The following is a 13,701-nucleotide window of genomic DNA, read 5'->3' as shown; positions in this document are numbered from 1 at the left end:
AAAAATAATTACCTAAGAACAAATCAAGTATCATTACTTTTCTCGATTTATTCTTAGGTTTATTATTGTTTTTGCTTTATCCAATATATAGCTACTGTAAAACTCCATTTGAAACTAATATTACAACTGATCTTTTAATCTTATCATAATCCCATTGAACAGATATTTCTTATTTTGGTTTAACAACCTTAAAATTTTTTTCCTTAATTTCTGCTAAATCTAAGTAGAATTCACTTAGATCATTGTTATAAGATACTTATCATATCCAAATGAACCCAACTGCTTTCTTTAAAATGGAATTGATACGAGCCTTTAATTCTTCCATAAAAAATGGCTTAGTTAAGTAATCATTAGCTCCTAAATTGAAAGCCTTGAGCTTATCTCCGAGTTCTTCCTTTGCTGTTAATATAATCACGCCTGTATTCAAACAATTTTTAGACATATATTTCAAAACATCCATAACTACTTTTGTATTCATAACTTCATGAAAATTATCTATTATAATAATAAATCTACTTTTTTAAATATTCTTTATAATTTGTAAATTAAAATGTATAATTTAAATAAGGAATATACCCTTTAAAGTTTTAGAAAATATATTTTTAGGAGAATTAATATGGATAATAATTTAAATGAGTCTATTTTAGATAAATTAACAAAAACTTGTACTTGTAAACTAATTACCCGGGCTAAAATTAAAGAAGTTATTAAAAATGGTGCTTCTACTTTAGAAGAAGTTCAAAATGCTACTGGTGCAGGTAGTGGTCCTTGCAAGGGGAAAAATTGTTCTCCCCGAATAAATGAGCTATTAAGACAATCTCAAGAAGATATTTATTAATTTAAAAACTTGGAAATAATTATTTTCTTTCATGTGCCTAAAAATGCGGTATTATTCATCTCAGAATAATACCGCATTTAAATTATTTTACTTTTAACTATATAACTCCGTTTATTGCATACTGCTTATTCCTGTATTTATCGCAATAAAGCTTATTCAACATTAGACGTCAAAGTTATCTTGTTATCTTTATATTCTGGTACTATTTCAATAATGCTCTTTTTAGTGCAGTATTCAATGTCATCATCTAATTTGAGAGATTTCATAACTGAATAATGGGTTGCTTGTTTTACGTAACTCATGATATCAGTATTCGCCTCATATATAATATTAGCTGTCTTTGATATATCCGTAAGTTCTAAATTTTTATCTTCATTTAACATTTCATTAATTATATATCCACCACAAATATAATCGTCCATTGAAAAATTTCCATTTGTTCCTGCATTAATAATTACTACATCTTCATCTATGCGCAGTAATTCTTTAGCTACTGCTTTTGCATTTATCATAGCTGCTATTAATATTCTTTTAGCAGAAGTTGATTTTGTAAGAGTTCTAGTTCCATTTGTAGTAGTCATTAATACCGTCTTATTTTTTATTACCCTATCTGTATATTCTAATGGAGAATTAGATAAATCAAAACTGTCTATTTTAACTGCTTTTCTTTCTCCTCCTAATATGTAATCTTTTCTATTAAGTGTCTTAGCATGCTCTAATGTTTCCTCTATTGTCAAATAAGGAATAACTTCTTTGCATCCATTACTTAATGCTGTAACTATTACAGAAGTTGCTCTAAACATATCTATTACGACTGCAATCTTATTTTTAATTTTACTTTCAGTTATATCATCTGCTGATATTATAATATCTACTTTCATTTATAAGTACCCCCGCTGTATATTGTGTTTATATTCATTGTCAAAATATTATACTTGTAGTAACTATGCTCTTGTTTATTATTTAAGGAAACTCGATTCTCACTTATCTACTTAAAATTTTTTCCTTGCCACAAATCATTATCTTCTAACGCTTTGTCTATTGAATTTAAAACTTCCCACTTTTTTAAGCTCCACATAGGTCCAATTAAAAGTTCCCTTGGTGCATCTCCTGTTAATCTATGTACCACCATTTCTTTAGGGAGCATTGATATACCTTTTGTTATTAAATTTATATAATCTTCCTGTGATAAGAATTCAAGTTCACCTTTTTCGTATACTTTTACCATCGGTGTTTGTCTCATTAGATGAAGTAAGTGGAACTTAATTCCCTTAGCCCCTGAATGAGCGATATAATCTATGGTTTTCAACATATCCCCCTTAGTTTCACCTGGTAGTCCTAAAATATCATGTACTACTACATCAATATTTCTTTCTTTTAATTTCCTCATTGCATCTTGAAAAACTTCTAATTTATATCCTCTATTTATTCTCTTAGCAGTTTGATCATTTGAAGTTTGCAGTCCAAGTTCTATCCAGAGATAAACCTTACTATTTATCTCTTCTAATAAATCCAGTACATCTTCATCTAAACAATCTGGCCTTGTGGCTATAGCAATTGCTACAACCCCCTCTTGGTTTAGAGCTTCTTCATATTTACTCCTTAATTCTCCAGTAGGTGCATATGTATTAGTATAAGCTTGAAAATAGGCAATATACTTTCCACTTTTCCACTTATGTGCCATCATTTCTTTTATATCATTAAATTGCTTTGTAATAGATAATTCCCTATCTCCAGCATAATCTCCTGAACCGCTTTCACTACAGAAAAGACAACCACCACTACTTATTCTTCCATCCCTATTTGGACATGAGAATCCGCCATCTAGAGATACTTTAAATACCTTTTCCCCAAATTTATCTCTTAAAAAATAGTTTAGACTATGGTACCTCTTTCCATTCCAAAAATTATTCATGTTTCCTCCTTATCTACATAATATGTTTCAATCTTATCCGCAAATATAATAATCTTTATAAATTACATTAATATGTTAAAAAAAATCTAAGTTAATCTTTCTTCCTTAATTGTACCTTGTAAATTATTAAATGTACATTATACATCTTAAAGAAAATAATAGACTAGCATAACAGTCACTTTTAGACTATACCTAAAATTACTTATTTAAATATTGTAAATTTAAAGAATAAATCAAAAGTAAACCTTATATATTAATACAAGAACATTCTTCAAGGAGGATAAATGTTGAAAAAGGATTTAATCAAAGTCTTTCAAGTTTCCACAGTCTTTATTGGGACAATTGTCGGTGCTGGACTTGCCTCTGGAAAAGAGATTACAGAATTCTTCACTAAGTATGGATTAAACAGTTTTTTAGGTATCATAGCTTGTGGTATCTTCTATATTGTAATGAGTTCTCTAATCTCACAAATAAGCATTACTTATAATCTCAGTTCATACAGTGATGTTATAAATATAATAAGTCCTAATATATTGGGGAAATTTACCGGTTTTATAACCACCTTTTTTCTGATTTCTAGTGCTTCTATAATACTTGCTGGAAGTGGAGCGTTAATTCATCAATTTTTTGGGATACCAAAAATACTTGGTTCACTAATAATGATTTTAATTGCAATATTTTTTCTTCTGCGAGACACTGAAGGCTTAATTGAAATTAATTCTTTTATTGTTCCAGGATTAATTGGAACGCTCACTTTAATTACAGCTTTATATTTTGCATTTTGTAAAGATACAATTTCACTCAGTAATATATCTAGTTTTCCACCCCAAAAATCAGGACTTGCTATTTCAACAATATTGTATGCAGGATATAATACACTCTCAGCATCAGGAGTTTTGGTTCCACTTAGTACTCAAATGAAAAAACCTAAAATTATGATTGTTGGTGTAATAACTGGTGCAATTGGCCTCACAATACTTTGTTTAATGATAAATCTATTATTAACAGTTAATCAGCCTTATATATATAACTATGAAATTCCACTACTTTTTGTAGCAAATAGATTTGGTCATATAATTCAAGCTTTGTTACTTGTAATTATATGGCTAGAAATGTTTTCTACTGAGGTTTCAGATGTGTATTCAATAAGTAAAACCCTAGAGCAATCCTTTCATATTAAATTTAATAAATCCATATTTATAGTTTTAGGCATTGCGCTTTTAATTTCTCAACTTGGATTTGGAAATCTTATAACTAAACTATATCCTATGTTTGGCTTATTAAGTTTAATTTTCATATCTCAATGTATAATATTTTTCTTTAAACATAAAAAAGACTTTTCTAAGATATCTAAAAAGTAAATAATGAAACTTGACTCGCATTCGCTCGCCGAGTAAGTGATTCACACCAAATCATTTTTAAGGAAATCAACTCGTATGCACAAGTTAATTAAGTTGGAGAACCTAAATATAAAACTTGTACTCTTGCTTATCTACTTATGATATACTTTTTATAAAAATGTTTTAATAAGGATTTGGTATATATGAATTATTTAGATATGTTAGATGAATGTACTCTTTGTCATAGGAATTGTAAAATTAATAGAAATGATAATCAAATTGGATTTTGTAAAGCTTCAAATAAAGTTAAAATTGCCAGAGCTTCTTTACACCTTTGGGAGGAGCCACCTATCTCTCAAGGTAATGGATCTGGTACTGTATTTTTTTCTCATTGTAACTTTAAATGTGTCTTTTGTCAAAATCATGATATAAGTCAAGGATCTGCATCCAAAGAAACTACTTTTTCTACTTCAAACAATATAAATATTCAAAATTCAATAAATCAAGCATCCATTACTGGGATGGAAGTATCTATTGAAAGACTATCTGAAATATTTTTAGAACTTCAAGAAAAAGGAGCAAATAATATTAATTTAGTTACCCCAACCCATTATGTTCCTCAAATAATAGAATCGCTTAAAATAGCAAAGAGAAATAAATTAACACTTCCTATTCTTTATAACACAAATAGTTATGACTCTATTGAAACAATAAAATCACTAAATGGATATATTGATGTTTACTTGCCAGATTTTAAGTACTTTAATGATAAATATGCAATTAAATATTCTAAAGCAAATGAGTATGCTTCTAATGCCATAAAAGTAATTGATGAAATGATAAGTCAAGTTGGTCATCCTAAATTTGATTCAAAAGGTAATATCCTTAAAGGTGTTATTGTAAGGCACTTAATGCTTCCAGGACTTCTTTTTGATTCCAAAAAGGTAATTGATCTTATTTATAATAGATATAGGGATGATATCTATATAAGCTTAATGAATCAATATATACCTATGTTTAAAGCTTGTGATTACCCTGAAATAAATAAATCTCTTAATCCAAAACATTATGATAGTCTAATTAATTATGCTGTAGAACTTGGAATTATAAATGGGTTTATTCAAGATGAAGGCACTAATACATCTGCTTTTATACCCTCTTTTAATTTGGATGGTGTAAAAAAATAAACTATACTTATGCATATATACCACTAAAATAAAACTGATGCTTTTGTTTCAGTAGGATATATACATAAGTGCAGTTTTGAATTTGAGTATATTCTTAATTTCAGTAATAAAATCTAGGCATTTTCCTTTTATTATCTAAACGTGATTCAACTGGTGGTATAAACTCATTTTTTGTCATTATACTTTGTTGCTCACAAGTACTTCTAAGCTCTGCTATTCTACTTACTCCAACATAAACATCTGATATTTTATACCATGTTGCATAATCAACTACTCCTGTCTGTGGTAATGTAAATACCTGTTGAAATACTCTTACTGCCTCTGCAGTCGTTGCTCCAAATTGTCCATCTTCAGCAACCTTTGGAATTAAAGGATAATTTCTAGCTATTCTATTTAATTGATTTTGGATTGTCCTTACAGGCGGACCCGATGATCCAATAGTCAACTCATTTCCTGGATATGACTGAGGGCTACCAGCAACCTTTTCGGCTGTAACTAATTCAATATCATTTCCATAATAATATCTCAATATCTCAAACGGAACCTTACCTTGTGCGCCTAATGATTGACTGCCCCATTGGCTTAACCATTCTGGACACTTCACATTCTTGCCATCACAATATTGTGTTAAAAGAGGTTGTTTCTTTCCAATTCTCCTTACATAAGTAGAAAATATCTCATCTACAATTACACTTATGTTATCATAAATATTTCTTCCATAATTAAATGCATGATCATAAGCTGTTGAGCTTGTTACATCAAAATTTTTCCCTTTTCCCCTATACCATTCAGTATAAATTCTATTTAACGTAAAAGATATCATGCAAAAAACATTTGCCCTTATAGTTGATGATGTCCAAGTTGAATATATTTCGCATGAAGCTACATTTTTAATGTAATCTTTAAATGGTACTTTATAATTTGGTGCTGACATATCATTTGGACTACCTTGATGAACAATAATGTATTCTGGAACTATAGGTTGAGGTAATACAACGCCTGAACTTGGTAGTGGTAACGGCTTATCAACCTCTTCAGGTATCTTCGGTGGAAAGTTCCCATTTAATGTATTAGGTTGTATATCTATAACTTCTTGTCTCATATCTCCTCTTCCTAAATTAGCTTCTAAATTACATATTTGATATGCAACTTGTGTAGGAAACACTTGACATCCTCTTATTACTATCGGTATAAATCCACTTCTTTCGACAGTTATATCATATAAACTATAAGGAATCTCATTACTATTCTCATCTAAAGAATATTCTACTGGTGGTGCTTCTAATTCTATTTCTTTTGTTAATCCAACGTTATCCGTAACTAACTCAATACTTTTCAAATTTTCAGATTCTAATGATCCCTTTACAGTTATCTTAGCATTATCAATTGGAATATAATCATTCCCTTTAAAGCATTGAACTTTTAATCTACCCATATTAGAAGTTGATTTTCCATTACTCATATTATCCATACTCTTTCCTTTGATATTTTTCCTCAAAATATTATATTTATTAAATGCTATATTTGTTACTGATATATCTTTATCATTTGTATTTCCTCTACTTAAAATAGCACTTAAATCGTCTTTAATTAAGTTTAGACTATCTAAAGCACAAACTTCTCCATATCCCCATAAAGGATTTGGATATACTACATCTATACGTCTTCTTTTTGCACCCCTTATTAAATAGTACTTCAATCTTTGTCCAAACATATAAGGATCATTTCCTTTAACTATTCCCCACTGCATAATTAACGCGCATATTCCTGATACTTGTGGCGTTGCCATTGATGTTCCTGTCTTACTATCATAGCTTCCATTTGGAACCGGCCCCAGTATATTTTCTCCTGGTGCAACTAAATCCGGTCTTACTACGCTTCCTTGATTTTCTGCCCCTCTTCCACTAAATGATGAAAGATTGTTAGTTCTATAATTATAACTTCCCACTGCAATTATATTATCTACTGTTGCAGGTATTCCTAAAGTATTTAATTGAATTGGTTCTAAAAACCTTGTATTAGGATTAAGTCCTTCTAATACTGGAAGCCATATAGAATAATCCCCTAAATATTCATTTGAAACATTGATTTCCAGAGTCCATACTCCCTCAAGAAGATATTCAGATCTAGCAGAAAGAATTATTTTAATTTCACTATTTAATTCAAATGGTTTAGCTCCTGCTACATATATATCATATCTATCACTACCTATGGCACCTTGAATATATCCTTCTTGTATAGTAATATCTCCACTGCTACGACCGGTCGGATTCATTATATTAATTGATATATTAGGTAAAATTGATTTATACATATTCATTACAACTGATCTTTCATCACTTGCTATGTTAAAAATATCTCTTTGGGTTTTATTTAATTCACCTCCAACATGATGTCCTGCATCGCCCTCATTTCCAGCAGCAATGACAATTGCTACTCTCTCTAAATTTGCTATTGTCCTAATGTATTGTTCCAATAAACTACTTCCATTATGAGCTCCATCATTTGTACTTAAACTAATACTAATAACTAAAGGCATATTGAGTTCTTTACTCTTATCTAATAAAAACTTGATTCCTTGCATTATCTGAGAACTTAAAACTGTTACACCTCTTGCTGCCTTTACCATTGCTATAGAAGCATTAGGTGCTGCCCCTTTATACATTGGGTTTATATTTCCCCCAGCACATGCAATTCCTGTCACATGAGTTCCATGGCCTGTATTATCACTGGATGGAACTATTGATAATGGATTATTAGATTTTATTGCTTCATCTATCATTTGCTTATTATAAATATTCCCTCCGGTACTTAAATCATAAATATACTCTATTCTTGTAGTTCCACTTGTATTCATAAATGCTGGATGTGTATAATCTATCCCTGAATCTATAAATCCAATTAACACACCGTCACCTGAAACATCAAAATTAGGAGTTAATTGAAGTATGCAAGATACCCTATTACTTTCTTGATCTTGCTCATATAAATTCTTAGGTAATTCTATATATTGAATTGTGTTACTTACTGATAGTTCTTCTAGTTTATTTATAGGTATCTCAACAATTGCAAAATTAAATCCTAAATCTTGAAATTTTCCACCCAAACCTTCAATAAATGCCTTTGTTTGATCTGCACTATCCCTATATAAAATAACAAGTTCTATATTATTGCTTTGATTTTCTAAATTGAATTTATACCCTAATTTATCTAATAATGATGTTGGTACATTTGTTAATAACCCTATTGATGCATCCACTTTTGATGATATTTGTCGTTCCAAACCTATGATAACAACCACACCCTAAATAAGTATATATAAATATACTATGCAACTAAGTATTTATATGTAACAAAAATAGAGGTTAATTGAAATATTCAATTAACCTCTATCTTTTTATTTATGATTCTTTTTACTATAATGTAATTTCAATTCTTTCTAATTTAGCAATTACATCTATTTCTTTTAATTCCATAGTTTCAGTAAGCAAACTTCCCGCATTGCTAACTAAAAGTATCTTTGAATTTCCTAATATTTTTACTTGTCTTATCTTTCTACTTCCCTTATAGTCAATTAAGAAAAATCCATTATTACTCACTTCTTTTACACTATGTGCAAAAGCAATATCACCTTTTAACATTCTAAAGCCATTCATTTCATTATCTTCTATTTCTAAATAAAATACCTTATCTTGGGGATAATTTTCTATTTTATTTGAGTGAATAGGCATCTCTTTAGATCCCTTTTTATTAGATAATGAATAAGTATATATTGGAACACTTCTAAGTACTGATGAAAAAGCATCTGTCCATACTTCTGAGCTCTCTACATTTCTCTTAGGAATCTCTTTTAAAGTCTTCCTTTCTTCCATTAGCGCTTCATCTGTAACAACCATACTTATATCATTTAAATCAGCTTTTAAAATCTTAGCAGCTTTGTCTATAAATGATTCCGGAGCAACTTTTCTTCCCATTTCAACTTCATTTAAGTATTTATCTGCTACACCTAACTTCTTAGCTAAGGCTTTAACAGTCATACCACTTTTTTCTCTAGCTTGTTTTATATTCTCTCCTACACGACTCACTTTACTTTCTCCCCTTTAGTTTGACTCATTCTTTTTTTTAGATGCCTCAAACCATTCTCTTTCTTCAACTAAATGTTCTAATAAATATTTAAAAGTCCACTTATAATTTTGTGCCGTAGACACAGCTAACACTCCACCTTTAATAAATCCTCTAATATATCTAATAGTAACTTTTAATTGTTGATCTTTAAATCCATTAAAAATAAGTGCCTTTTCATTTAATGGCAATTCATCATAAGAATATTCATTGCTACTTTTACATATTATATCTTCTACTTTCATTAAGACCATACTATTCTTTACTTCTATTACCTTAATATTTTGGCTCTCAATCTTTTTAATTTCTTCTTCCTTTAATCCATATGCTAATATGCACTTATCACTTATAGCCACTTCTGACACCTCTCTTCATTTTACCTTTTTATATCTTTATAACTAATTTGTCTTTTTCTTTTATTCCTCAATTATTTGAGGTGCTTTAATTTCTTCACCTTGCATATCTACTGTAACGCTTTTTATCACTTGATCTTCACGAGGTCTATCTGACATATCAGTTTTTTGAGCAACAATTTTATCTGCTACTTCCATACCTTCAATAACTTTACCAAACGATGCATATTGTCCATCTAAGGGTGGAGCATCTGCTACCATAATGAAAAATTGGCTTCCTGCTGAGTCTGGGTGCATAGATCTAGCCATTGATAATATTCCTTTTGAATGCTTTAAGGTATTTTTAAAACCGTTGCCTGTAAATTCTCCCTTTATAGAATATCCTGGGCCTCCCATACCACTACCTTCTGGACATCCCCCTTGAATCATGAAACCAGGAATCACTCTGTGGAATATTAATCCATCATAAAAACCTCTATTAATTAAATCTACAAAATTGCTTACTGTATTTGGTGCTATTTCAGGATATAATTCGGCCTTAATAACCCCACCATTTTCCATAGTCATTGTAATAATTGGATTCTTCATCTTAAAATTTCTCCTCTCGATATCAATCTTAAATATTATTATCTAAAATATAAATTTAAATTCTTTATTTATATAAATTTCTTATATAATCTGAATTACATCTATATTTTTATATTAATTAGATTATAACAGAAATCTATAATTTTATTATCATTTATAGAATTATAAATTGCTATATTTCCTTTTTCTTTTGAATTATTTAGCAAGTTTCTTTCTATTAATTTTCTTTTTAATTCATGAGAAGTACCAATTCCACCATCAATAAGGGGTATATCATCTCCAATAACATTAGATAACGCCTTCTTTATAAATGGATAATGTGTACACCCCAAAACAATCGCTGCTATATCGTCCTCTAAATAAAATTTAAACTTTTCCTTCAAATAGCTCTCCAATAGTTCTCCATCTAATATTCCTTGCTCTATAAATTCCACAAGACCTGCACAAGGTAATGATACTATATCAGACTCACTTTTATACTTATCCATGAGAAGCTTGAATTTCCTCTCTCTTAATGTCATAGGTGTTGCCATTATTATTATATTACCTTTTCTATTAAGTTCAACAGCAGGCTTTAAAGCAGGTTCTATACCTATTATAGCAATATGTTTATATTTATCTCTAATCTCTTCAATTGCAGCGCTCGTTGCTGTATTACAGGCTACTACAATTGCTTTAACATTCTTTTTTAATAAAAAATCCACTGCATTTAAAGTGAGATTTCTAACCTCATTTAGCTCCTTAGTTCCATAAGGAGCATTTATTGAATCTCCAAAGTATACAAAGTTTTCATTTGGCATGATAGAAATTGCTTCTTTCATTACACTTAAACCACCCACCCCTGAATCAAAAAATCCTATGGGACTATTCTTAATATTCAAAGTGTCCTCACTCCATCTTTTTCTAAATTAATCACATTAACTAAAACTAAAGTTAAATATACCTTATCTAATAAATATTTTATTACTTTATTTATCTCATGTCTAGCAATTCTAATTCACCTATCTATTTAGATATTATATAAAAATTGCATAACCATAAATAATTTCAAATGTTTTCAATTGAATGTGCAATTTAAAATAAAAAATTTAATTTTACATTAAATCTATATCCAAATTGTTATTAACTATACCTTTAACATAAATTTGGTATATAATTAATAACATATTAATATATACAATATATATATCAATTATATGAAATAAAATAACATGCTGTGTTGTTGTTTGAATATTGGTTAAATATATTGACAGTATTAATTACTTATAATAGAATTTTGTTATAATTAAAAATACGAACATTAAAAAGATAATTCTATATTTTATTCGATATTATTAGAGAGGATGTGAATGTTTTATTATAGCATTGCTATAATAAACAACTATATGAATAATTTACTTTATATAATTGCTAAAGAAAATCATAATGCTAAGGATTTAAAAGAAATTTTAAATAATCATCCTGAAATCAAATTTGCTTCATTTGTAGGAATTGACCTATCTGGAAATGACACCGATGAAAAAATACCCGTTAATCTTTTTTTAGACGACATTGATTCATTTTTAAAAGGGGTTGCAGTTCAAACAGATGGTTCTTCTGTAGTATTGCCAGGTATTGCAACTTTAGATAATGCAAAAGTTGATATGGTCACCGATTTAAATTGTAAATGGATTATAGATTACAACTATAATTTTATAGATCCTGAAACTAATAAACCAGTAGGAACTCTAAGAATTCCTTGTTTCTTATATCATGATAATAAAGCAGTAGACTCAAGACACATTTTAACTTCTGCAGTTTCTACATTTAAAGAAAATCTTATGACTATATTTATTGATCATCCTGAGACATTAAAATCATTTAATATTACAGCAAGCGATATTGATGAAATAATTGTAACATCTGCCACTGAATTAGAATTCTGGGTTAAAACACCTAATATTGTCGCAGAAGTTGAAGAATTATCTACTTCACAAGTTCTACATGAACAGTATTGGACTCGTACAAAGGGTTCTGTAAGAACTTCTTTAGAAGAGACTCTTCTTTTAATGGAGAAGTATGGATTTGAACCTGAAATGGGCCATAAAGAAGTTGGTGGAGTGAAGGCAAAGTTAACTTCCTCTGGAGATTATGATCATGTTATGGAGCAATTAGAAGTTGATTGGAAATTCTCTGATGCTGTTCAAGCTGCAGATAATGAATTATTTGTTAGAATACTTATTCAAGAAACGTTTAGAAGAAATGGTCTTGATGTTACATTCATGGCAAAGCCAATAGACAATGTAGCTGGTTCAGGAATGCATACACATTTAGGTGTTAGCTTAAAATTAAAAACAGGAAAGAGAGTTAACATATTTAATGGTCCTAAGGATCAATTCTTAAGCATAATTGGATATGGAGCTATAATGGGGCTTCTTAAGAATTATGAAGTAATAAATCCATTTGTATCTTCTACAAATAATTCATTAAAGAGATTAAAACCAGGATTTGAAGCACCTATTTGTACTGTAACTTCACTTGGTCTATCTCCTGAAAATCCATCAAGAAACAGAACTGTACTTGCAGGATTAATTAGAGATTTTAATTCTCCAATGGCTACAAGATTTGAACTTAGATCTCCAAATCCACATTCAAATACTTATCTTGTAATGGCTGTTTCTTATATGTCAATGCTTGATGGTATTATATATGCAGTAGAAAATAACAAAACTGAAGCTGAACTTCTTGCTGAACTTTCTAAAGAAGCTGGAGACTCTGCTGATTATCTTGAAAAGGCTAGAGCTTATAGAACTGAACAAAATATATTTGAAGACTTTACAGAGGCAGAAAGAAATAAATATTTTGGTAAAGCACCTGCAACTGTTTATGAAAACTTAGCACAATTAGATAGTAATCCATCAAAACTTAAAGCATTAAAAAGAAATGATGTTTTTACAGATGCTATAATTAATAGCTTTAAATTAGCTGCTATTGAAAGATGGTCTACAGAAATAACTAAGCGTGTTATTAATAATTATATGGATGAAGTTAGGTCATTTAAGCCTATTCATTCATTAGATAAAGTATTAGACTTAGATATTTCTAACTGGATGAAATTACACGACTTAAGAATCTATATAATGAAAGATACTTATACTAGTAAAAGTCTTTTCACAAAAATTAAAGATGCTTTCAATAATGAAGATTATGCTGATGCATCAAGACTATATCTTGAACTTGAAGATAAGATGAGTCAACTTAGAACTTTATATTCAGTTTATAGAATGAACCTTTTAGATATTTAATATTATAATAGAGTATCTCAAAATAATTATTACTTGGAGATACTCTATATTATATTGTTTTTTAAACTATTATC

General features: G+C 29.2%; 11 protein-coding genes and 1 pseudogene. 4 read left to right on the top strand and 8 right to left on the bottom strand.

Annotated features, from left to right (window positions below; all coding sequences use genetic code 11):
* Positions 1-286: 286 nt before the first annotated feature.
* Positions 287-454: pseudogene (locus tag DIC82_04390) on the bottom strand (DNA-binding response regulator).
* A 162-nt stretch (positions 455-616) separates the two neighbouring features.
* On the opposite strand from DIC82_04390, the gene DIC82_04385 reads away from it, so the two are divergent.
* Entirely contained in the window at positions 617-838 is a 222-nt protein-coding gene (locus tag DIC82_04385) for a (2Fe-2S)-binding protein (protein ID AWK50324.1), read from the top strand.
* 152 nt (positions 839-990) lie between these two features.
* On the opposite strand, the gene DIC82_04380 is transcribed toward DIC82_04385, so the two are convergent.
* Both DIC82_04380 and DIC82_04375 read right to left on the bottom strand, forming a co-directional pair.
* Positions 991-1,719, bottom strand: coding sequence for a 2-phosphosulfolactate phosphatase family protein (locus DIC82_04380; GenBank protein AWK50323.1), 729 nt, complete (start codon positions 1,717-1,719; stop codon positions 991-993).
* 107 nt (positions 1,720-1,826) lie between these two features.
* Positions 1,827-2,753 carry a TIGR01212 family radical SAM protein gene (locus DIC82_04375; protein AWK50322.1) on the bottom strand — a complete coding sequence of 309 codons (927 nt, stop codon included), beginning with the start codon at positions 2,751-2,753 and terminating at the stop codon, positions 1,827-1,829.
* Between the two features lie 287 nt (positions 2,754-3,040).
* Here DIC82_04375 and DIC82_04370 point away from each other — a divergent pair, with 287 nt between their 5' ends.
* On the top strand, positions 3,041-4,114 hold the full coding sequence (locus DIC82_04370; GenBank protein AWK53036.1) for a transporter: 1,074 nt from the start codon (positions 3,041-3,043) through the stop codon (positions 4,112-4,114).
* Between the two features lie 182 nt (positions 4,115-4,296).
* On the top strand, positions 4,297-5,280 hold the full coding sequence (locus tag DIC82_04365) for a radical SAM protein (protein ID AWK50321.1): 984 nt from the start codon (positions 4,297-4,299) through the stop codon (positions 5,278-5,280).
* Positions 5,281-5,380: 100 nt separating this feature from the next.
* Here the strand turns inward: DIC82_04365 and DIC82_04360 are convergent, their stop codons facing one another.
* From DIC82_04360 to DIC82_04340, 5 genes are all read right to left on the bottom strand, one after another.
* Entirely contained in the window at positions 5,381-8,572 is a 3,192-nt protein-coding gene (locus DIC82_04360; protein ID AWK53035.1) for a peptidoglycan-binding protein, read from the bottom strand.
* 124 nt (positions 8,573-8,696) lie between these two features.
* A complete protein-coding gene (locus DIC82_04355; protein AWK50320.1) occupies positions 8,697-9,365 on the bottom strand; it encodes a DNA-binding protein in 669 nt (222 codons plus the stop codon).
* Positions 9,366-9,380: 15 nt separating this feature from the next.
* Positions 9,381-9,758: a DUF3783 domain-containing protein gene (locus DIC82_04350; protein ID AWK50319.1), complete on the bottom strand. Its 378-nt coding sequence runs from the start codon at positions 9,756-9,758 to the stop codon at positions 9,381-9,383.
* 60 nt (positions 9,759-9,818) lie between these two features.
* Positions 9,819-10,343 (bottom strand): peptidylprolyl isomerase, encoded by a 525-nt coding sequence (locus DIC82_04345; protein AWK50318.1) that lies wholly within the window; start codon positions 10,341-10,343, stop codon positions 9,819-9,821.
* Between the two features lie 101 nt (positions 10,344-10,444).
* Positions 10,445-11,224, bottom strand: coding sequence for a glutamate racemase (locus DIC82_04340; protein AWK50317.1), 780 nt, complete (start codon positions 11,222-11,224; stop codon positions 10,445-10,447).
* A gap of 504 nt (positions 11,225-11,728) precedes the next feature.
* Here DIC82_04340 and DIC82_04335 point away from each other — a divergent pair.
* Entirely contained in the window at positions 11,729-13,627 is a 1,899-nt protein-coding gene (locus DIC82_04335) for a glutamine synthetase (GenBank protein ID AWK53034.1), read from the top strand.
* The last annotated feature ends 74 nt before the right edge of the window (positions 13,628-13,701 follow it).

The sequence above is a fragment of the Clostridium beijerinckii genome (assembly GCA_003129525.1).
Lineage (GTDB): Bacteria > Bacillota > Clostridia > Clostridiales > Clostridiaceae > Clostridium > Clostridium beijerinckii_D.
This window is presented reverse-complemented; position numbering and strand designations above follow the sequence as displayed.

Bases quoted from the DNA above. Each gene is read 5' to 3' on its own strand.
- DIC82_04385 (AWK50324.1), top strand. From the start codon at position 617: ATGGATAATAATTTAAATGAGTCTATTTTAGATAAATTAACAAAAACT.
- DIC82_04380 (AWK50323.1), bottom strand. From the start codon at position 1,719: ATGAAAGTAGATATTATAATATCAGCAGATGATATAACTGAAAGTAAA.
- DIC82_04375 (AWK50322.1), bottom strand. From the start codon at position 2,753: ATGAATAATTTTTGGAATGGAAAGAGGTACCATAGTCTAAACTATTTT.
- DIC82_04365 (AWK50321.1), top strand. From the start codon at position 4,297: ATGAATTATTTAGATATGTTAGATGAATGTACTCTTTGTCATAGGAAT.
- DIC82_04345 (AWK50318.1), bottom strand. From the start codon at position 10,343: ATGAAGAATCCAATTATTACAATGACTATGGAAAATGGTGGGGTTATT.
- DIC82_04335 (AWK53034.1), top strand. From the start codon at position 11,729: ATGAATAATTTACTTTATATAATTGCTAAAGAAAATCATAATGCTAAG.